The sequence below is a fragment of the Nocardioides ganghwensis genome, assembly GCF_014779655.1.
GTDB lineage: Bacteria > Actinomycetota > Actinomycetes > Propionibacteriales > Nocardioidaceae > Nocardioides > Nocardioides ganghwensis.
This window is the reverse complement of sequence record NZ_JACXYX010000026.1, coordinates 1-20,274: the sequence shown is the minus strand read 5'-3', so window position 1 is coordinate 20,274 and position 20,274 is coordinate 1. Positions and strand designations below refer to the sequence as shown.

17 protein-coding genes and 1 tRNA gene are annotated in these 20,274 nt (G+C 69.2%); 15 read left to right on the top strand and 3 right to left on the bottom strand.

The features are described 5' to 3' along the window. The first annotated feature begins 16 nt into the window (after positions 1 to 16). The 5 genes from aroH to der are packed head-to-tail and all read left to right on the top strand — an operon-like array spanning position 17 to position 4,323. Positions 17 to 394, top strand: a complete 378-nt coding sequence (gene aroH / locus IEZ24_RS20735; protein WP_129457000.1) for a chorismate mutase — start codon at positions 17 to 19, stop codon at positions 392 to 394. After that, positions 387 to 1,472, top strand: coding sequence for a prephenate dehydrogenase (locus IEZ24_RS20730; protein ID WP_129456999.1), 1,086 nt, complete (start codon positions 387 to 389; stop codon positions 1,470 to 1,472). Before aroH ends, IEZ24_RS20730 begins: the two co-directional genes overlap by 8 nt. Positions 1,473 to 1,483: 11 nt before the next feature. Beyond that, the gene (gene cmk, locus IEZ24_RS20725) at positions 1,484 to 2,191 is read left to right on the top strand and encodes a (d)CMP kinase (RefSeq protein WP_129456998.1); all 708 of its coding nucleotides are present in this window, start codon (positions 1,484 to 1,486) and stop codon (positions 2,189 to 2,191) included. Beyond that, positions 2,188 to 2,937, top strand: a complete 750-nt coding sequence (locus IEZ24_RS20720; protein ID WP_129456997.1) for a lysophospholipid acyltransferase family protein — start codon at positions 2,188 to 2,190, stop codon at positions 2,935 to 2,937. Before cmk ends, IEZ24_RS20720 begins: the two co-directional genes overlap by 4 nt. A gap of 6 nt (positions 2,938 to 2,943) precedes the next feature. Then, positions 2,944 to 4,323, top strand: a complete 1,380-nt coding sequence (gene der / locus IEZ24_RS20715; protein ID WP_129456996.1) for a ribosome biogenesis GTPase Der — start codon at positions 2,944 to 2,946, stop codon at positions 4,321 to 4,323. A 17-nt stretch (positions 4,324 to 4,340) separates the two neighbouring features. Here der and IEZ24_RS22500 read toward each other — a convergent pair whose 3' ends face one another. Beyond that, positions 4,341 to 5,006: a M23 family metallopeptidase gene (locus tag IEZ24_RS22500; RefSeq protein WP_129456995.1), complete on the bottom strand. Its 666-nt coding sequence runs from the start codon at positions 5,004 to 5,006 to the stop codon at positions 4,341 to 4,343. Positions 5,007 to 5,185: 179 nt separating this feature from the next. On the opposite strand from IEZ24_RS22500, the gene IEZ24_RS20705 reads away from it, so the two are divergent. Beyond that, a tRNA-Pro gene (locus IEZ24_RS20705) sits at positions 5,186 to 5,259 on the top strand. 67 nt (positions 5,260 to 5,326) lie between these two features. Here the strand turns inward: IEZ24_RS20705 and IEZ24_RS22495 are convergent. Together IEZ24_RS22495 and IEZ24_RS20695 are read right to left on the bottom strand one after the other, a co-directional pair. After that, on the bottom strand, positions 5,327 to 6,421 hold the full coding sequence (locus IEZ24_RS22495; RefSeq protein ID WP_207206944.1) for a tyrosine-type recombinase/integrase: 1,095 nt from the start codon (positions 6,419 to 6,421) through the stop codon (positions 5,327 to 5,329). A gap of 124 nt (positions 6,422 to 6,545) precedes the next feature. Next, complete coding sequence (locus tag IEZ24_RS20695) at positions 6,546 to 6,827, bottom strand: helix-turn-helix transcriptional regulator (RefSeq protein ID WP_129456993.1); 282 nt, start codon at positions 6,825 to 6,827, stop codon at positions 6,546 to 6,548. A 605-nt stretch (positions 6,828 to 7,432) separates the two neighbouring features. Here IEZ24_RS20695 and IEZ24_RS20690 point away from each other — a divergent pair. The 9 genes from IEZ24_RS20690 (at position 7,433) to IEZ24_RS20650 (ending at position 19,909) form a co-directional block, all read left to right on the top strand. Further along, the gene (locus IEZ24_RS20690; protein ID WP_165356214.1) at positions 7,433 to 8,140 is read left to right on the top strand and encodes a DUF4386 family protein; all 708 of its coding nucleotides are present in this window, start codon (positions 7,433 to 7,435) and stop codon (positions 8,138 to 8,140) included. Positions 8,141 to 8,144: 4 nt separating this feature from the next. Then, positions 8,145 to 10,106, top strand: coding sequence for a sensor histidine kinase (locus IEZ24_RS20685; RefSeq protein ID WP_129456991.1), 1,962 nt, complete (start codon positions 8,145 to 8,147; stop codon positions 10,104 to 10,106). Then, the gene (locus IEZ24_RS20680; protein ID WP_207206943.1) at positions 10,103 to 10,708 is read left to right on the top strand and encodes a response regulator; all 606 of its coding nucleotides are present in this window, start codon (positions 10,103 to 10,105) and stop codon (positions 10,706 to 10,708) included. The genes IEZ24_RS20685 and IEZ24_RS20680 overlap by 4 nt, the downstream gene beginning before the upstream one ends. Positions 10,709 to 11,342: 634 nt before the next feature. After that, positions 11,343 to 11,921 carry a hypothetical protein gene (locus tag IEZ24_RS20675; RefSeq protein ID WP_129456990.1) on the top strand — a complete coding sequence of 193 codons (579 nt, stop codon included), beginning with the start codon at positions 11,343 to 11,345 and terminating at the stop codon, positions 11,919 to 11,921. Between the two features lie 563 nt (positions 11,922 to 12,484). Next, positions 12,485 to 13,747 carry an IS21 family transposase gene (istA, locus tag IEZ24_RS20670; RefSeq protein WP_129456989.1) on the top strand — a complete coding sequence of 421 codons (1,263 nt, stop codon included), beginning with the start codon at positions 12,485 to 12,487 and terminating at the stop codon, positions 13,745 to 13,747. Beyond that, complete coding sequence (istB, locus tag IEZ24_RS20665) at positions 13,747 to 14,544, top strand: IS21-like element helper ATPase IstB (protein WP_129456988.1); 798 nt, start codon at positions 13,747 to 13,749, stop codon at positions 14,542 to 14,544. The genes istA and istB overlap by 1 nt, the downstream gene beginning before the upstream one ends. Positions 14,545 to 14,756: 212 nt before the next feature. Continuing rightward, a complete protein-coding gene (locus IEZ24_RS20660; protein ID WP_129456987.1) occupies positions 14,757 to 15,233 on the top strand; it encodes a hypothetical protein in 477 nt (158 codons plus the stop codon). Positions 15,234 to 15,996: 763 nt separating this feature from the next. Then, positions 15,997 to 16,443 carry a signal peptidase II gene (locus IEZ24_RS20655; RefSeq protein WP_165356213.1) on the top strand — a complete coding sequence of 149 codons (447 nt, stop codon included), beginning with the start codon at positions 15,997 to 15,999 and terminating at the stop codon, positions 16,441 to 16,443. Positions 16,444 to 16,999: 556 nt separating this feature from the next. After that, positions 17,000 to 19,909: a BTAD domain-containing putative transcriptional regulator gene (locus IEZ24_RS20650; RefSeq protein ID WP_165356212.1), complete on the top strand. Its 2,910-nt coding sequence runs from the start codon at positions 17,000 to 17,002 to the stop codon at positions 19,907 to 19,909. Positions 19,910 to 20,274: the final 365 nt, after the last annotated feature.

Sequence of the window (20,274 nt, the reverse complement as noted above, 5' to 3'; positions counted from 1 at the left end):
CCGCTAGGCTCCTCGCGTGGCAGTGAGAGCAGTGCGAGGCGCGACCCAGCTCGAGGAGGACACCCGCGAGCACATGCTGGACCGGGTGGCCGAGCTGGTCACCGACGTGATGGAGGCCAACGGGCTCGAGGTCGACGACTTCATCTCGATCATCTTCACCGCGACCAGCGACCTCACCAGCGAGTTCCCGGCGTACGCCGCGCGTCAGCTCGGCTTCTCCGACGTCCCCCTGGTGTGTGCCCGCGAGCTGGAGATCGAGGGGTCCATGCCGCGGGTCGTCCGCCTGATGGCCCACGTGGAGACCGACCTCCCGCGCTCCGACGTCACGCACGTCTACCTCCACGGCGCCGCCAACCTGCGACGCGACCTGACCCGGACCACCAGCCATGACTGACGACCCGCTGCCGGCCCTGACCGGGCCGGTCGAGGTGGTCGGCGCGGGACTCATCGGCACCTCGATCGCCCTCGTGTGCAGCCGGCTCGGCATCGAGGTCGTGCTGCGCGACGCCTCGGAGGAGAACATCCGCACGGCCCACGGCCTCGGCGCCGGGCGGGCCGCCACCGATGCGGACCGTCCCCAGCTCGTGGTGGTGGCCGTGCCACCGGCACGGATCGCCGACGCGATCGTGGAGGCCCTCGGCCGCACGGACGCGGTCGTCACCGACGTCGGCAGCGTCAAGGCGGCCCCGCTCGCCGCGGTGACCCCACGCGTGGGCGCCGCGGACCTCGCTCGCTACGTCGGGTCGCACCCCATGGCCGGCAGCGAGCGGTCGGGCCCGCTCGCCGCCAGCGCCGCCCTGTTCGACGGCCGGCCGTGGGCGGTCACGCCCCACGGATCGGCCGACTCGCACGCGGTGGGCCTGGTCGAGTCGCTGGTCCTCGAGTGCGGTGCAGCGCCGGTCAGGATGGGGCCCACGGAGCACGACCGCGCCGTGGCCCGGATCTCGCACCTGCCCCACCTCGCCGCCGTCCTCGTCGCCGGCCGGCTCGCCACCGCGCCCGTCGAGCACCTCGCCCTGTCCGGCCAGGGCGTGCGCGACGTGACCCGGGTCGCGGCCAGCGACCCCGCGCTGTGGCAGCAGATCCTCGAAGCCAACAGCGAGGCCGTCCTCGACCTCCTGGCCGAGGTCCGTGCCGACCTCGACGCCCTGATGACCGCCGTGGCGGCGGACTCCGGTCCCGACCTCGTCGAGATCCTCGCCCGCGGCAACGCCGGCACCGCCGCCATCCCCGGCAAGCACGGCGGCCCCGCGCGCCCGACGCGCTCGGTGTTCGTGGCCGTGCCCGACCACCCGGGCGAGCTGGCCCGCCTGTTCGGCGACGCCGGCGAGATCGGCGTCAACATCGAGGACGTGCACATCGACCACGATCCCGGGCGACCGGTCGGCCTCACCGAGCTGGTCGTCGAGCGCGGCAGCGCCGAGCGGCTCCTCGCGGCTCTCGAATCCCGCGGGTGGACGACTCACCGGTAATCTTCTCGCCCGTGACCCACGCCGACAGCACCCCCTTCGACAGGCACCGTCTCGTCATCGCCGTCGACGGCACGTCCGGCTCCGGCAAGTCGAGCACCTCACGCGGTGTGGCCGAGCGACTCGGCCTGCGCTACCTCGACACGGGCGCGATGTTCCGGGCGATGACCTGGTGGCTGCTGCGCGAGGGCATCGACGTACGCGACGCGGCCGCGGTCGCCGCCGCGGTGGGTCGCCCCGCCATCGAGTCCGGCACCGACCCGCGCGACCCCACCATCACGGTCGACGGGGTCGACGTCTCGGTCGAGATCCGCAGCGACGAGGTCAACGGCGCGGTCAGCCCGGTCAGCGCCGTCCCCGAGGTGCGGGCCCGGCTGCTCGACCTCCAGCGCGCGGTGATCGGCGACGGAGGCATCGTCGTCGAGGGACGCGACATCGGCTCCGTGGTGTGGCCGCAGGCCGAGGTCAAGGTCTACCTGAGCGCCGACCCCGACGCCCGCGCCCAGCGCCGGGCGGCGGAGCAGGGCGGCACCGACGTGGCGAGCACGCAGCAGTCGCTGCTCGAGCGCGACCGGATCGACTCCGGCCGCGCCACCGCGCCGCTGACGATGGCCGACGGCGCCGTGCACGTCGACAGCACGCACCTCACCCTGCCCGAGGTCATCGACCAGATCGTCGCCCTGGCCTCCACCCCCCGGGACACCGGGACGCGGGACGCGTGAGCGGGGCCGAGCTCCCCGCCAGCGCCGACCGGCACCCACCCACCCGCCTCCTGCAGCGGCTGCGGGCCCCGTCCGCGGCGCTGGTCCGGCGTCGATGGGCGGTCGCGGTGCACCACGCCGAGCGGGTGCCGGCAACTGGCGGCGTGGTGCTGGCGGCCAACCACGTCGGCGCGATCGACGGCCCTCTGCTCGCGGTGCTCGCGCCGCGACCGGTCCACGCGCTGACCAAGCAGGAGATGTTCGCCGGTCCGCTCGGCGGGTTCCTGCGCGCATCCGGGCAGATCCCGCTGGACCGGTTCCGCCCCGACCCCGGCGCCATCCGTACGTGCCTGCGGGTCATCCGTGACGGGGGAGCGGTCGGCATCTTCCCCGAGGGGACCCGCGGCGACGGCGAGCTGCACCGGTTCCACCACGGGGCCGCGTACCTCGCGCTGGTGACCGGCGTCCCGGTCGTCCCGGTCACGATGATCGGCACCCGACCGCCCGGTGGCGGTTCCAACGCCCTCCCCGAGCGCGGCGGCGTCGTGGAGATCGTGTTCGGCCGACCGTGGCGGACGACACAGCAGCCGTGGCCGCGCACCCGGGAACACGTCGCCGCCACGTCGGTGTTGCTCCGGGGGCACATGCTGTCCGAGCTCGCGGCTGCGCTCGCGGACACGCGCCGATCCTTGCCCGGGCCGCTTCCTGCGGGACAATCCGAGGACGACCCCGACACCGGGCTCGTCGAGCCATCCAGAGAGCTGTGATCACGCATGAGTGAGTACGACGCCACCAGCGTCGAGCCTGTCGATCCGACCGACTCGACCGACGCTTCCGGACCGACGCCGGTCCTGGCGGTCGTGGGCAGGCCCAACGTCGGCAAGTCCACCCTCGTCAACCGGATCATCGGTCGTCGCGAGGCCGTCGTGGAGGACCGACCGGGCGTCACGCGCGACCGCGTGTCCTACGACGCCCACTGGGGCGGGCGCGCCTTCACCGTGGTCGACACCGGCGGCTGGGACCCCGACGCCCGCGGCCTCGCGGAGCGCATCGCAGGGCAGGCGGAGGTGGCGGTCTCGCTCGCCGACGCGGTGCTCTTCGTGGTCGACGCGACCGTGGGCATCACCGACGCCGACGAGGCGGTCGTACGGATCCTGCGCGCGTCGGGCAAGCCGGTCGTGCTCGCGGCCAACAAGGTCGACGACGCCCGCACCGAGGCCGAGGCGTACGGACTGTGGAACCTCGGGCTCGGCGAGCCGTGGCCGGTCTCCGCGCTCCACGGGCGCGGGTCGGGCGACATGCTCGACGCGATCCTCGCGGCCCTGCCCGAGACCCCCGAGCAGTCCTTCGAGGAGGTCGGCGGTCCCCGCCGCATCGCCATCGTCGGCAAGCCCAACGTCGGCAAGTCCTCGCTGCTCAACATGCTCGCCAAGGAGGACCGGGTCGTCGTCGACAACGCCGCCGGCACGACCGTCGACCCCGTCGACGAGCTGATCACGCTGGGGGACCGCACCTGGCGCTTCATCGACACCGCGGGCATCCGCAAGCGGGTCAACCAGGCGTCCGGCCACGAGTACTACGCGTCGCTGCGCACCACGACCGCGATCGACCGCGCCGAGGTGGCCGTGCTCGTGCTCGACGCCAGCGAGACCGTCTCCGAGCAGGACATGCGCATCATCCAGACGATCCGCGACGCGGGCCGGGCGATGGTCATCGCGTTCAACAAGTGGGACCTCGTCGACGAGGAGCGCCGCTACTACCTCGAGCGCGAGATCGAGCGCGACCTCGTGCAGCTCAAGTGGGCTCCCCGGATCAACTTCACCGCTCGCACCGGCTGGCACGTCGACCGGCTCGTGCCGGCGATCGACAAGGCGCTCGAGGGCTGGGAGACCCGCATCGGCACCGGCGCGCTCAACACGTTCCTCGGCCGCCTCGTCGCCGAGCACCCGCACCCGGTGCGCAGCGGCAAGCAGCCCAAGATCCTGTTCGCCACGCAGCCCTCGACCGCGCCGCCGACCTTCGTGCTCTTCACCAGCGGCAAGCTCGACGCGGCGTACGAGCGGTTCATCGAGCGGCGGCTGCGCGAGGAGTTCGGCTTCGTGGGTACGCCGATCGTGATCAACCAGAAGCCGCGCGAGAAGCGCAAGCGGTGAGCGTCAGGGCGTGATCGTTAGGGCGTGAGCCCCGCGGCGCGCAGCCAGTCCATCGGGTCGACGGGGCTGCCGCCGGCGGGACGTACCTCGAGGTGCAGGTGCGGGCCGGTCGAGTTGCCGGTCGACCCCACGCTCCCGATGACGTCCGCGACCTCGACCCGCTGCCCGACCGCCACCGTGGCGTCGGTCTGGTGGCAGTACCAGACCTCGGTGCCGTCAGGCAGCTCGAGGATCGTGCGCAGCCCGTACGGGCCGGCATACGCCACCTCGGTGACCACGCCGCCGGCGACCGCGACCAGGGGCTCGCCAGCCCCGGCGCTGAAGTCCTGCCCGCCGTGCTCGGCCTCCCACAGCGGTCCCGTCAGGCCGAAACCCGCCGAGATGTCGTAGGACGCCATCGGCAGCACGACACGCACCGTGTCCGGGTCGCCGCGGTAGCCGTACCTCGCCAGCAGCTCCTTGCGCCCGACCAGGGCGCGGTCGCGTGCGTCGGCTCGGCGGTTGAGGGACGCGAGCCGCTGCTGGCGCTCGGCCACCTGACGGGCGAGCTCGATGGCCTCCAGCTGCCGACCGTCCTCGCGCACCGTGACCTCCGGGGCTGCGTGGGCCGACGGCGCGGCAAGGGCAAGTGCGGCGGCGGCCGCGGCAACCGCCATGCCGGCACGTTGCAGCATGGATGACATGTGAACCCCCCACAGGTTGACGGTTCATCCTCAGGGCAGGAGCGAGCGCAGGTGGCGGGAATCGACCCAAATGGCCCACTCGGACTACTGGCCGGACGTGGTGGGTGGGTCGATTCCGCAGGGGCGGAGGGGCTGCGGTAGTGTTCCACTCGCTTCGCAGGCCTCGTGCCGGAGGCGTTCGGGCTGTGGCGCAGCTTGGTAGCGCACTTGACTGGGGGTCAAGGGGTCGCAGGTTCAAATCCTGTCAGCCCGACCGAGAAACCGCCTCTGACCTGCGGAAACGCAGGTCAGAGGCGGTTCGTCATTTGAACCCGAAGGGCCTATTCCCCACTTATTCCCCAAGTATTCGGGCCCACCGCCGGATCTGGGGCGGCCAGCTCGTCCAGGACGTGTGCCACGTCGGCGGCGATTGTCGGCTTGGAGATGTAGAACTCACGCGTGATGGCGGGGGAGGAGTGGCCGAGCTGCCGGGAGGCGGTCTCGGCGTCGACCCGCTCCGAGATGAGCGTGGCGACGGTCTTGCGGAACGTGTGGGGCGTGACCCACTCGAGGCCGGTGTCCTTGCGGACCTGCCGCCAGCGACGTTCGACGTTGTTGACCTGTTGCCAGGTGCCGTTGCGTGTCGGGAACACCGCGTCGTCTCGGTTCCGCGCTGTCGCCAGACGGCGCCGGAGCACTGCAATGGCGAAGTCCGGAAGGACGACCGTCCTCACGCTGGCGTCCGACTTCGGGCTCGGCTTGCGGTACGTGCCCCTACCCGGCTCGGTCTTGATCGTTCCGTTGATGGTGAGAGTCGGACGGGTGGCGTCGAGTGCGACGTCGACCCAGCGCACCGCGAGGATCTCGCCGATCCTCGCGCCGGTGGCCAGCATCAGATCGATGATGTCTGCCATGTCGCGGGACGCCTTCGGCCCGGGCCGCTGCCTTGCCGTCCACGCGCGGAGAGCCTCGCGGACGGTGCTGAGGTCCTCAAGGGTCAGCGATCGAGTCTCGAATCTCTCCCGGTGGATGCGTGACGTCTGCTGGACCGGGTTCACGGCGAGCGCGTCGTGACGCACGGCCATCCCCAGCATCGCGCCCATCACCACCTTCGCCTTCCGTTGGCGGCTCACGCTCGTCCCCCGGAGTCCGACGAGGAACAGATCCAGTCGACTGGTGGTGACCTCTCGAAGTCGTAGGCCACCCAGTTCAGGAATGACGACCTTGTCGAGGACGCGCTCGTACTCGGTGACGGTGGTGGCTTCGATCCGGCCCTCGTCACGAAGGAACGCGAGCCACAGGCCGGCGAGGCCCGCGATGGTGGTGTCGGCGGTGATCGCCTGTTGCGTTGGCGTCGTCCGGTCGACGAGCTTCTCCCGCAACGCGCGCTCCGCGGCAGCGCTCGTGGTGCCCGTGGCCGTGACCTCGCGGGTCACGCCATCCCTGTCCCGGATCCGGGTGCGCGCCCTGTACACACCCTCGCGGACCCTCGTCGTGCGGATCATGCCCCAGGTGCCCAGCGATGTCGGCGGACGTCCGCGTCCCATCTCGAATCTCCTTTCAACGTGGCCGGCTCGCTCGGGACAGCGAGACCCCGTCTCCCGCTCGCTGCTCCGGGATGGCCGCGGTGTCATCGAAGCTCTCCAGGTGATCCGCGACCCAGGCGTCCAGGTCGGCACGCCGGTAGCGCAGACAGCCGCCGAGCTTCACGGCTCGCGGCCCGAAGCCCGCACGCCGGGTTCGCCAGGTGTAGAGCGTCGCCTTCGGTATCGAGAGGTACGCCGCCGCCTGGTCGATGGTGAGCATGCCGCCCTCCGCGCTGTTGTCGACCGTAGTGCTCATGATGTGCTCCTTCGCCGTGGTGAGAACAGGCTTGTCCTCGTGACTGGAGGTGTGCAGCGGAAACCGGCTCCTCTGTGGAGAAGGGCGTCGGATGGCATGCCATGGAGGCTGAGCTGAGAACGAGTACTCCGTGCCCCTGTGGTTGCCGCCGAGGTCGCTCAAACCAGCCGGCTGTCCGAATCCCAGTATGGAGCCGCAGCCCGGACTCTTCGTTGAGCGCTCTCGGCGCTCTGCCGCGTAGCGCAGCACAGTTGGTCCAGGGCGTGGCGCAGCGCCTGCGGCGAATTGCCGTCGGGGTTGCGGGCCTTCCTCCTCAACCTGCGGGCTTGGGGCGCCCCTCGATACCGGTGGAAGTGTGAGGCACGCCGACGGACTTGCTCCGGGGGTGTCCGCCGAAGCCGTGGCAGGAAGGGTGTTGGAGTGAGTCCGGCCTGACGTCGCGGCACGCGCGATGCGGCCTGGATGAGTCCGGGACCGGTATGAGCGGCCCGGGGTCGCGGTGTACGGACTGGGAGATCTTCCCGGTTCGCTTGGGAAGCCGCCTGAGGCGACGCCGCCCCCTGGCCGTGATCCTCGGAGGACGTCCACCACCTCTAGGAGGAACCATGACAACCCCATCCCGCCGCCTCTGGCAGTTGGCCGGAGTCTTCGCGCTCGCCCACGTCGTGCTGATCCCGGTCGGCATCTATCTCCAGGACAGCCCGCTGTTCGCCGACGGCACCGCCGGCATCACCGAGTCGTACGTCGAGGGCGACATCACCCGCAGCTTCGTCGGCGGCGTGCTGGAGTCGTTCGGGTTCCTGCTGATGGTCCCGGTGCTGGTGTTCCTGGGCCGCGTGCTCGGGCGGCGCGGTGAAGCCGGCGGCTGGGCGGCCGAGACCGGCCTGCTCTGCGGCATGGGCTACGTCGCTGTCACTTTCGCCGTCGGCTTCCCCGCGGGCGCGGCCGCGATGTACGGCGCCCAGCAGGGCCTTGATGTCGACACCGCGTTCGCGCTCAACAACGTTCGCATCTTCGGCTACTTCCTCAGCCTGCTGCTGCTGGGCGGCAGCACCCTCGGATTCGCGGCCGCCGCACTCATGGACGGGCTCCACCGGCGCTGGTTCGGATGGTTCGGGGTCGTCACTGCGGTGGCTCTGCTCGCGTCCACCCCGCTGGCAGGGATCGGCCAGCAGGACTGGGGCACCCTGGTCTGGATGGTGTGGTTCGTCGGCGTCGCAGTGCTGATGATCCGACACCGCGAGGACCAGCCGGGCGACCCCGGAATCACCGCCACGCGGGGCCCGGATCGGGCATCCTTGACGTCGAGGTGAGTCCATGCACGCGATCCGGGTCTCCACGGCACCGCTGCTCGCCGCTCTCGCGATCGCGGGGGTGGTGGTCGCGGCGGCCGTGACCGGGTCGCGTCCGCTCGCCGACGACCTGGCCATCGGGGTCGCGGTCACCACCTACGCATTCGTCGCCGTGGTCATCGAGCTCGCCCGACCGGGTCATCCGGTCGGGCGGTTGATGCTTGCCGGCGCGACCGCCTGGGGCATCGGGGAGGCTCTGCTGGCCCTCGGCCTCGCGGGCGTCGCCGCGGCACCGGACCGAGCGGCGTACGTCGTGTTGGGGGTCGTCGGCTCGGCGGCTCGTGGCTGCGGGTGGCTGCTGCTCATCCTGGCGCTGCCACTCGTCTTCCCCGACGGCCGGGCTCCGGGCCGCGCGCCGGTCGCGCTGGTCGCCGGGTGTGTCTCCGCGTTCACGGTTGCCACGCTGCTCGCCCCGGTCCCGCTGGAGTCCCGGCTGGAGACCGTCGCAAACCCGCTCGGCCTGCCTGAGTCGTGGAGGCCGCTGGCCGACCTGCTCGCCCTGGGTGCCCTCGCCGCGGCCTTCGTCGCGCTGCTGATCGCGGTCGTGACGCTGGTACGGCGGTGGCGCACCGGCGGTGAGTTGGTGCGCCAGCAGATCCTGGTCTTCGGCGTTGCGTTTGCGGTGCCGTTGCTCCTCCTGCCGTTCGTTGCGACGCCCTGGGCGCAACCGTGGATGTTCGCGCTGGTGACGCTGCCCGTGCCGGCGGCGGTGGCGGTGGCGATGTTCCAACGGCGACTCTACGACCTCCAGTTCGCGGCCAACCGGACGCTGACCTACGTCGCGCTCTCCGTGATGCTTGCCGTCGTCTACGCGTTCGTGGTCGGCGGCGTCGGCGTGGTACTCCACGACAGCGGTGCTCCGTGGCTGCCGCTGGCGGCAGCGGGTGTCATCGCCGTGGTGTTCGCGCCGCTGCGCGACTCGTTACAGCGGGCGGCCAACCGGCTGACCCACGGCCGGTGGTCGACGCCCGCTGAAGTGCTTGCGGACACGGGCCGACGGCTTGCCGACGCCGCCGACGGCCCGGCGCTGCTGGCGTCGCTCACACATGAGCTGGTGCACGGCCTCGGGGTGACGGCCGCGGAGATCCGGGACACGACCGGGCGCCAGCTGGCTGCCACCGGCACGGTCCCGGATGAGGTCGAGACGCTGCCCCTGACGGCGTATGGCGGACAGGTCGGGGAGCTGCGCTGGGCATCCCAGCCGCTGCGACCAGGCGAGCGTGCGCTGCTGGCCGACCTGGCTCATCAGATCGGCGGCGTCGTGCACACGACGGCGCTGCTCGAGTCGTTGCGCGAGGCGCGCGAGGAGCTCGTCGTCGGCCGGGAGCAGGAGCGGCGGCGACTGCGCCGTGACCTGCACGACGGGCTCGGCCCGCAGCTCGCCGCGCTGGGCCTACAGCTCGACACCGTCCACAACCTGCTTGCGGCGGGCCGGCCCGTGGACGACCGGATCGCCCGGTTGCGGGCCGGCCTGCAGGACACGGTCGTGGAGGTACGCCAGATCGTCGAGGGATTGCGCCCGCCCGCGATCGACGAGCTGGGGCTCTTCGGAGCCGTCGCTGAGCTCGGCCATCAGCTGATCGACGGCAGCGGTGTCGTGCTTGCGCTGGAACTGCCCGAGGAGCGGCGCGCGCTTCCGGCGGCGGTCGAGGTCGCGGCCTACCGGGTCGCCCAAGAGGCGCTGACCAACGTGGTCCGCCACGCCGGTGCGACCTGCTGTCGAGTGAAGGGTGCCGTCGGCGACGGTCACCTGGTGCTCGAGGTGGTCGACGACGGCGTCGGCGGCGCGCGGCCAGGTCGCGGTGTCGGGCTGCGCAGCATGCGGGATCGCGCCCGGGAGATCGGGGGTCGGATCGAGGTCGACAGCACCTGCGGCGGCACCACGGTCACCATCAGTCTCCCGCTCGCCGTGGAGACGGCCTCGTGATCCGGGTGCTGGTCGTCGACGACCATCCGCTGTTCCGCAGCGGGCTGCGCGGACTGCTCGAGACGGTGGCCGACGTCGAGGTGGTGGGCGAGGCAGCCGACGGTGACACTGCCGTGTCACGCGCAGTCGAGCTGCGCCCCCACGTGGTCCTGATGGACCTCAATCTGCCCGGCACTCCTGGGTTGGAGGCCACTCGACGGATCGTTGCCGCGGCGCCAGAGGTCGCCGTACTGGTGCTGACGATGCTGGCCGACGAGGCCAGCGTGGTGGCGGCACTGCGGGTCGGGGCGCTCGGCTACGTCCTCAAGGAGGCAGGCCAGGATGAGGTGGTCGCCGCCATCCGTACTGTGGCCGCCGGTGGCGCCGTGCTCGGCCCGGGTCTGGCGGGCCGGCTGCTCGACCGGCCATCGCCAGGCAGCGCGCTGACTCATCGGGAGTCGGAAGTCTTGGCGTTGCTCGCCAGAGGCCGGTCAAACTCCGAGATCGCGCGCGAGTTGGGGCTGAGCCTCAAGACAGTGCAGAACCACGTGTCGAGCGTGCTCGGCAAGCTGCAGGTGCGCGACCGCACTGAAGCGGTGCTCCGGATGCGCGGCCTGCGGTGAGCCCCCCGAGACAGTTGCGCGAATCTCAGGCACCGCGACTTTGGTGTGCGTGACCGACGAGGGTCTACCCTCGAGCGCGGCGACCAGCCGCCTTGTTCACTTCCGCAGACAGCGACTATTGGTCATCGGCCTGCGTTCTCACGAGGCCGATCGACTTCCTGAATCTGTTGGTTGTAACAGGCGGGTCCCGTCAAGCACGACCTGTCACTGACGCGGACCGGTGCATGCGATCTGCGCTGATGCTGTTCAGGTGCCCCAGGGTTGCCGGGACCGCGCCAGTCGGTCGGTCCTGGTTGGAGCGTCACACCGCATGACTGCATTTCCCGGCTGCGGAGCCATTCCACCTTCGCAGCGGCCGACTCACGGACCGGCCCCGACCGCAGTTGACGGAGCGTCCCGCCACCCAGTCTCGATGTCCCGCTGCCCCTGGTTCGATGGTCCGGCTGGTTACTCGGAAGCGAGTGCTGCTGGCCATAGCGGGCGACCTCGTCCGGCCTGAGGCGGCGCATCAGCAGTTTGCGCAGCTGTTGGGGACCTCGGGCGCTCGCGCTTGACAGAGCTTGAGGGCCGGAGGATAAACGGAGCGTTGGCGCATCCTTGTCCGAAGGACCGCCGGGTGAAGGGGGGTCGTGCTGTGAGCTGGCCCGCACCGGATGTAGCGCCCGCGAACGATCGTCGCTTCGACGCGCTCGCACATTTCAAGGACTGGAGCAACTACCTGCTCGTGACCACGGTCGCAGCTGGCGGTTGGGTGGGGTCGGACAAGGTCACATTTGCCAACGCCAGCCTGCAGGCCCCGGCGCTCTGGTGCCTGGGGATCTCCATCGTCTTCGGCATCTTCACGCTCGCATTCATTCCGCTGATCGCCCAGCAGCTCGAGCGAGACGTCGATGCCGGCATCTATGACGTGCCGATCGTGTTCCATCTCTTCGGGGTCAGGTGTGTGATGTACCTGCCCCAGATGTGCCGTCCGCAGCACCTCACATTCATCGCCGGCGTGGTCCTGTTCTGTGCTGGCACCGTCGAGAGCTACGGGGCAGCTCTCGCAACCACCACCGTCGCGGTTGCCCTGGTTTTCATTTCCAAGCCGCAGGGCAAGAGCAATGATTTCGAGCTGACTCGAAACCAGCCTCGTCCGACTGAGCTGCAGCAAGAGCAGCGCATGCCGGTCCAACCTGACCGGACAACCGACCACGGCGAGCAGGAGGTCTAGCAACCGTGCGCGCGCCTCTCCGGGAGAGTGTCACTGCGAAGACTGACCTTGACCGTATCGACGGCATTTCGTGAGCTGGAGGCGCCTGCGCGGAGGGGCCATCCATCGCAGTCAAGCCGCGAGCCGCCTATCGATCGATCGCCATGCCCCAAGCGCACGCAGCCTTCCAGCGCGCCCCGACGGACCACGGCTCCGCTGGGACACGGAGCCCCGAGCGCCTTCATGGCTTGACAGTCACAGGCGGCGGAATGACGCGCTGTCAGTTGCCAGCCACTGTTGAGGCTCTTCGGGGGCATAGCTCCGCGACAGGACAGCGCGGACACTGGTCGTTGGCTGCGTGTGCTCCCCAAGGCCAAGCCAAATCTGTCGCCCTTTCGTGCTGTTGACCCCGATCGTCCACGGCGGCCGTCGCGCCACCTGCGCTCCAGCTGAACCTCCCCCACCCGTCAACTACGCCTAGGCCAGCCGGTGCACCTGCGGCCTGGGTCCCGGGCTGTCGACGACGCTTGAAAACGAGGCCATAGCGACGCTCGAAAACGAGGCCACCCAGACAGATTGGATGGGTGATCTCTGTGGAGGATTGGGCTCTGATCCGGCGGCTGGTGGCGGACGGGGTTTCGCAGCGTCAGGTCGCGCGGGACTTGGGTATCGGGCGGGCGACGGTGGCGCGGGCGGTGGCCTCCGATGGGCCGCCGAAGTACGAGCGGCCGGCGGTGCCGACGTCGTTCACGCCGTCCGAGCTGGCGGTGCGGCAGCTGCTGGTCACGACGCCGGACATGCCCGCGACGGTGATCGCCGAGCGGGTCGGCTGGACGGGGTCGATCACCTGGCTCCGCGAGCACGTCCGCCGGCTGCGGCCCGAGCATCGGCCGGTTGATCCCTCGGACCGGCTGAGCTGGCTGGCCGGGGACGCTGCGCAGTGCGACTTGTGGTTCCCGCCGCGGAAGATCCCGCTCGAGGACGGCAGCACGGCGTTGCTGCCGGTCATGGTGATCACCGCGGCGCATTCGCGGTTCATGGTCGCGAAGATGATCCCGACCCGGCACACCCAGGATCTGCTGCTGGCGATGTGGCTGCTGGTGCAGCAGCTGGGGCGGGTCCCGCGCAGGTTGATCTGGGACAACGAGTCCGGCATCGGCCGCGGCAAGCGGCACGCCGACGGCGTCGGTGCATTCACCGGCACCCTGGCCACCACGCTGGTCCGGCTGAAGCCCTACGACCCCGAGTCGAAGGGTCTGGTCGAACGCAGGAACGGCTTCTTCGAGACGTCCTTCATGCCTGGCCGGGACTTCACCTCACCGGCCGACTTCGACGCCCAGCTCGGCGACTGGCTGGGACTCGCGAACGCGAGGGTGGTGCGCACGATCAAGGCCAGGCCGGTCGACCTGCTCGACGCCGACCGGGCGGCGATGCTGCCGCTGCCACCGGTCGCACCGGTGGTGGGATGGGTCAACCGGGTCCGGCTGGGGCGTGACTACTACGTCCGGCTCGACAGCAACGACTACTCCGTCGACCCGAACGTGATCGGCAGGTTCGTCGACGTCCATGCCGACCTGGCCCGGGTCGAGGTGCGTCACGAAGGCCGACTCGTCGCCGCTCATGACCGGGTCTGGGCACGCGGCATGACGATCACCGATCCCGCCCACGTGGCAGCGGCGAAGGTGCTGCGCGAGCAGTACCAGCTGCCCCGACCCGCTGAGCCCGACGAGGAGCTCGGCCGGGACCTGACTCGCGACCTGGCCGACTACGACCGCGCGTTCGGCCTCATCGACGGCGGGCTCACCGACGGCGTTGCGGACGGGCTGAGCGACGGGGAGGTCGCCTGATGGCCACGAAGAAGACAGAAGCGGCTGAGACGCTCAAGCAGCTTACCTACCTGGCGGCGGCGTTGAAGGCGCCTCGGATCACCGAAGCCGCCGGCCGGCTGGCCGATCACGCCCGCGACGCGGGGTGGACCCACGAGGAGTACCTCGCCGCGGTCCTCGACCGCGAGGTCGCCGCCCGCAACGCATCCGGTGCCCAGCTGCGCATCCGGGCCGCCGGGTTCGGCTCCCGCAAGACGCTCGAGGAGTTCGACTGGGACGCCCAACCCGCTGTCCGTCAGCAGATCGCGTCCCTGGCATCGGGTGGGTTCCTCACCGAAGCACGCAACGTCGTGCTGCTCGGACCGCCCGGCACCGGCAAGACCCACCTGGCCACCGGCTTGGGCATCGCGGCCGCGCACCACGGCCACCGGGTCCTCTTCGCGACCGCGACCGAATGGGTCACCCGGCTCACCGACGCCCACCGCGCCGGCCGGCTACCCCACGAGCTGGCCAGGCTTCGGCGCTACGGCCTGATCATCGTCGACGAGGTCGGCTACCTGCCCTTCGAGCAAGACGCCGCGAACCTGTTCTTCCAGCTCGTCTCATCGCGCTACGAACACGCCTCGCTGATCCTCACGTCCAACCTGCCGTTCAGCGGCTGGGGCGGTGTGTTCGGCGACCAGGCCGTCGCCGCGGCGATGATCGACCGCGTCGTCCACCACGCCGACGTCCTCACTTTGAAGGGCGCCAGCTACCGGCTACGCAACCGCGGGATCGACACCCTGCCCAGCATCAAGACCCAAGACACGGCAGACTAGACAGCACGAACCGGTGGCCTCGTTTTCGAGCGTCGGATCGGCCTCATTTTCGAGCGTTGCCGACACGGGCGCCGTCAAAGCAGGGCGCCAGCGCTCCGACCACCCCGGTGTCAGACGCCCCGCAGCGATCCTTCAGCGGTTCTTCAGCGGCCTTCGGCACGCTCGCAGCATTCATCAGCGGGCACCGGCCCCGGAGCTAAGGATTCAGTGTCATGAACCACACCAAGAACCGAATCGTCGCCATCCTTGCGGGTCTGGCACTCGCTATCGGCTTCTTCGGGAGCAGCGCACAACCGGCGTCCGCGATGGCGCTGTACAGCGGCGGGGGAGGAAAGGCCGACCCGGTTGCGTTGTGCAACGTCAACACGCACACCATTCAAATCCAGAACTGGTTGTACAAGGACCCTGGGTATTCCTGGCAGGACATCCAGGTCCAGTACAAGGTCGTCGACCTGAACACCGGGCAGGTGTCCTATACCAACGTTCTAACCACTCGGGTGACCACAACCGCAACAATCATGTATAGCGGCATTCTCCGGACGAGCGGTCGGTTCCAGATCTACCACTCCGCCCGCTTCGGCACGGCGCGCGGCTACCCGGCTTGGGCGCCCTGGACACCGGTCCATTACAGCACCACCTGGCTCCAGCAGGGGTGGGTCAATCAGGCCACCGCGGTTTGCTACGCCTAACCCGAGTTGGGTGCCGCCCGCGCGCTGGGGGCAACGCTTCGTGCCTCCAGCGCGAACCTCCCGACCTCCACCGATCGGAGGAGCGGACGCTCGCGCCCTCCGGTTCAGCTCGTAGAGGGGAGGTGAAACCCATGAACACAGCACGCAAGCTCATCGGGGCGATCGTCGTCACGTGTGGTCCGCTCGCGTTCCTGATGCTGGAGACGGCACCCAGGGTGCGCTACTTCGGGACCATCGGCTGAGCAAGCACCGTCCACCTAGCATTGGAAGGAGGTGAACAGCATGACTTCCAAAGTCCGCACCAGCATCGTCTGGATCACAGGCAGCGTCGGAACCCTGATCTTCCTGCTCCTCGAGACCGCCGGCAAGTACACGCCCTGACCGGGATCAGTGGCCCTCCAGCTGCATTGCGCTCGCTCACTCTCTGCGCCATCCCGGGAGGGGGGTGAACCACCATGACCATCACGCTCCGTAAGAGCTTCGTCTGGGTCGCCGCGACCGTCGGGCCGCTGGCCTTCGTGCTCGTCGAGACCGCCGGCCGAGGATTCCCGTGACCGACGCCAGTTCCAGTTCGACCGGTTGTCCGGCACCCGGCCACGGGGGCCGGACAACCAACCAGCGGAACCGCACCCGAGCCCCGCATACACCGCGCGGTACCAAATCACAGAACGGCAGATCGACCATGACCATCCGAGCAACCACAAGTCCTCGGGTCCTACCGGCGCGCGCCGTGGAGAACCAGCGGCGTCGCCCTCTGACCGCCATGACCGCGACCGGCGCTGCGGTGACCGCGGTGGACCTGACCATCAAGTACCTCGTCGTCACCTGGATCCCGCCGCGCCAGCAGCTCGCTCTGTTGGCACCGATAACCAATCCCGAGTTCACCCTCGGAGTTGCCGGGGGCCACCCCCTCGTGATGGTCGCCTTGATGACCCTGGGTGTCGTCGCCGCCCTTGCCGTCGTGATCCCTCTGGTCACACGAGGCAGGGTTCCCGCGTGGGCTGCGGGGCTGACCATCGGCGGGGCGGTCGCCAACACAGTGGACCGGGCTCTGAACGGAGCCGTTCAGGACTACCTCGTCGTCGGGCACGTGGTCCTAAACCTCGCCGACGCCGCCGTCGTGATCGGCATGGCCATCACCGCCTACTCGCTGCTCCCCACCGGCACCCGGGTATCCCGCACCGACACCCGCGTGGAGTGGCCGCGGTGATCTGACAGGAGTGTAGGGACGGCCGACGGCAGGTCGGTTCCAACCTCGAGCTCATGACGCGCGACCCCACGTCCCAGTGCGTGGGGTGCCGTCGATGAACCTAACGAGCGGGGCGACGGGGGCCCCGCACAGGCACGAGGAAAGGTCCGAACGGTCTTCCCGATCCCGTTCGCGCGGCACGGCTCGCGGTCTGTCGCAGAGGATCGACACGACGTCGGCGATCGTAGATGGAGAGAACAGCTGAACCCCAGCGTCGCTCCGTTGTCTCTTGACCCCACCCGCAACATGGCCACCGTTAGAAGCCAACCGACCTCTGACCCCGCTACACGCCGCGGTCACTGCCGACTCCAGCTTCGGATCGTCAGGCACATCGTCGACCAGACGCATCGGCCCGTCGCGGGGCTCCGCGGGCACGTCCTAGATGCCGGCATGACTCCCTGCTTCCAGGTGATTCCTTACCCGGCGCTCGGCATCGGGGAGGTTGACGCCCCGTCTAGACAGCCCGAAAGTGGAACGTGGGTCTCGAGAGTCGGTGAGGGTTGGCGGAAGGATCCCGGTGATCGATCTGGATCGGCTGGAGTTGTTGTTGCTGGGCGCGGTGGAGTTGCGGGCACAGGGACTGAACGGGGCGGCCGACCGGATTGCCCCGCGGGAGCGGGCGTTGCTTGCGCGGTTGGCCCTCGACGTCGGTCGGGTCGTGACCGTAGATCGGTTGATCGACGACCTGTGGGGTGATGCTCCTCCGTCGGGCGCGCGCAACACGCTGCAGGTATACGTCTCGCACCTGCGTCGACGCTTGGGGCAGGAGGTGATCCGGTCTGGAGCGGCGGGCTACAGTCTGGCGCTGGACCCGTCATCTGTTGACACCCACGAGTTCGGCAGACGCGTCGCTGCCGGCGCGCATCTGGTGACTTCGGGGCGTCCGGGCGAAGCGGTGGGTGTCTTCGAGGCGGCACTGCGTTTGTGGCGGGGCGATCAACCCTTGGCGGACCTTGGCGACTATGAGTTTGCCCGGGTGGAGGCCGCGCGGTTGACGCAGCTCCGGGCGGCGGCGGTGCAATACTTGGCTGAGGCGCTGCTTGCCATTGGAGACGATGAGCGGATAGTGGACGAGGTCGCCCCGTTAGTGCGGGAGTTTCCGTTCCGGGAGCGGTTGCGCGCAGCTGTGATGACGGCGATGTACCGACAAGGCCGTGGCGTGGAGGCCCTGGACATGTACGGCGAGGCGCGGGCGTTCCTGCGGGACGAACTGGGGTTGGATCCGGGGCCAGTCTTGAAGGCGCTGCATACTGCGATCCTGGCGGATGATCCGGCGCTGGTCGCGGCCGCGCCTCAGGCTCAACGCGTCGTCGTGGGGGCGCTCAAGGAATCAGTTGTGCGGCTCGATGCCGCGGACGCGCCGCCGACGAACCTTCGGAGCCAACCGACGGCGCTGCTGGGGCGAGCGCAAGAGCTGGTGGAGGTTTGCGGACTACTTCGCGATCAACGATCGCGACTGGTCACGCTGACCGGACCCGGCGGCACGGGAAAGACCCGCCTTGGATTCGAGGTCGCCGCCGAGGTGCTTAAGGACTTCCCCGGGGGCGTCTACTCGGTAGAACTGGCGGCAGTAGGCGACCCTTCAGACGTGATGGCCACGGTGGCCCAGACCCTTGGCGTTCAGGAGGGTGCCGGTCGTACGGTCGAGCAGGCTCTGCGAGAACTATTGAGGGACCGGCGGCTGCTGCTCGTGCTGGACAACTTCGAGCAGGTGATCGCCGCGGCCCCAGATGTCGCGGCTCTGTTGGCGGACTGTCAGAGTCTCTCCGTGCTGGTGACCAGCCGGCAACCGCTGCGGCAGCATGGTGAGCAGGAGTACCCGGTACCGCCGCTGGCCGTACCCGACCAGAGGAGCCTGGCGCTTGCCAGCACCGCCACGTTGGCCCAGTTCGAGGCGTTGGCCCTCTTCGTCGAGCGCGCTCAAGCAGTCAAGCCGAGCTTCAAGATCACTGACCGCAATGTGCGGGCGGTCGCCGAGATCTGCATTCGGCTCGATGGGCTCCCTCTGGCGATCGAGCTCGCAGCGGTCAGGATCAAGGTGCTCCCTCCGCAGGCGATGCTGGAACGCGTGGGTCAGCGGCTGCGCCTGCTTACCGCCGGCGCCAGGGGTGTGACGGCACGTCAGCAGACTCTGCGCGGAACGATCGACTGGAGCTATGACTTGCTTACCGCATCGGAGCGTTTGCTCTTCGCCCGTCTGGCTGTGTTCGTCGACGGATGCACCTTAGAGGCAGCCGAAGCGGTCTGCGACGCAGACAATCACATCGGCCTGGAGGTGCTCGACGGGCTGGCCTCACTGGTCGACAAGAACTTGGTGCGCCAGGACGAGTCCCCTCAAGGCGAGCCCCGATTCACGATGCTGGAGACCGTTCGCGAGTATGCAGAGGAACGACTGGTGAGCGACCCGGCTCATGCAGTAGTGCGCGACCGACACGCCGACTTCTTCTCGGATCTGGCAGTGAAGGCGACGGCCTTTCTGCAATCCATGGAGGGACGTGGGTGGCGCGACAAGCTCGAGGTCGAACACGGCAACCTCCGTAGCGCCACGGAGTGGCTACTCGAGACGCAACGGATTGGGCCTGCAATGGACATCGCGATCGGAGCGTGGCGCGTTTGGATCCAGCGCGGCCGGCTGCGCGAGGGCGCCGCTTTGATCGAGCGGGTCCTTGCGCACTCGGACGGCTCGGAGGATCCCAAGCGAGCACGCGCGCTCATGTGCCTCGGCGAGCTCTACCGGTTCCAAGGTGACTTCGAACGTGCGCGAGCGACCAAGGAGGCAGGACTGCCGATCCTCCGACAGGCCGTACCCGTACTGGCGGCCGCCACGCTTTGCGACCTGGGTCACATCGCGGAGCGTCAGGATCGTCTCGATGATGCGCGGGCTTTGCACCAAGAGGCGCTGGACATCCAAATCGCAGTGGGGATGAAGGGCGGAATCATCCATGCCACCACGGGTCTGGCACGGCTCGCCGTTGGCACAGGCGAGCTCGTTCGTGCGCGATCGCTCTATCGGCAGGTCTTGGAAGGTGGTCGTGAGCTGGGCGACGCCGAGTTCATGAACGAGGCACTGCTGGGCCTGGCCGAGATTGCTCGGAGGGAGGGGGATCGAGACCGTTCCCGACGTTTGTATGACGAGGCATTGGTGCTCGGGACCGAGATGTGGGACGTCTCGATGGTGTTCGACGTTCTTGCCGGGATGGCCTCCCTTGCAGTTGCTTGCGGCCAACCTCGGACGGCCGCCCACCTCCTGGGCGCCGTTGACGCCATCGCTGTCACGACCGGCCTGGTTCCCTACTTCACCGACCAACGCGAGCAGTGCCGAGAAGAGGTGCGTGCGGTGCTAGTGGCCGCTGAATACGCTGACCTGCTCGCCAAGGGACGCGCCATGACATACGACGATGCCGTCGCCTACGCACTCACCTGGTGACTAGACCTGCACTCGAAGGTTGTCTCTCTAACCACCCGCGCGAGCCTTGCGAATCCACAAGGTCTGATCCGACGGCATGCCTGAGCCGGGGACAACCTGCTAACACAGGTGCTTTCAACCTCCCTTCAGCGGAACCTCAGCGCTCGAGGTGAGCCTGTCTGCGTCGGCTCCGCACTAGGAACCGCATGGACCAAGGAGTGACCAGCCATGTGGGACACAGTTGAATGCAACACCACACTGAATCGCCCCGGGTTTCGTGGAGGCTCGGTTACTTGGAACCAGCCCCGGTCGGGACGGGTGTTTCAACGTAGTCGGTGACGACTCCGGTGGCCCAGTGGTTCGCCTCGAACTCGGCGGGCGGGATG

Excerpts from the sequence above, each read along its gene's own strand:
- IEZ24_RS20730 (WP_129456999.1), top strand. The coding sequence starts at position 387 with ATGACTGACGACCCGCTGCCGGCCCTGACCGGGCCGGTCGAGGTGGTC.
- der (WP_129456996.1), top strand. The coding sequence starts at position 2,944 with ATGAGTGAGTACGACGCCACCAGCGTCGAGCCTGTCGATCCGACCGAC.
- IEZ24_RS22500 (WP_129456995.1), bottom strand. The coding sequence starts at position 5,006 with ATGTCATCCATGCTGCAACGTGCCGGCATGGCGGTTGCCGCGGCCGCC.
- IEZ24_RS20695 (WP_129456993.1), bottom strand. The coding sequence starts at position 6,827 with ATGAGCACTACGGTCGACAACAGCGCGGAGGGCGGCATGCTCACCATC.
- IEZ24_RS20690 (WP_165356214.1), top strand. The coding sequence starts at position 7,433 with ATGACAACCCCATCCCGCCGCCTCTGGCAGTTGGCCGGAGTCTTCGCG.
- IEZ24_RS20685 (WP_129456991.1), top strand. The coding sequence starts at position 8,145 with ATGCACGCGATCCGGGTCTCCACGGCACCGCTGCTCGCCGCTCTCGCG.
- istB (WP_129456988.1), top strand. The coding sequence starts at position 13,747 with ATGGCCACGAAGAAGACAGAAGCGGCTGAGACGCTCAAGCAGCTTACC.
- IEZ24_RS20660 (WP_129456987.1), top strand. The coding sequence starts at position 14,757 with ATGAACCACACCAAGAACCGAATCGTCGCCATCCTTGCGGGTCTGGCA.
- IEZ24_RS20655 (WP_165356213.1), top strand. The coding sequence starts at position 15,997 with ATGACCGCGACCGGCGCTGCGGTGACCGCGGTGGACCTGACCATCAAG.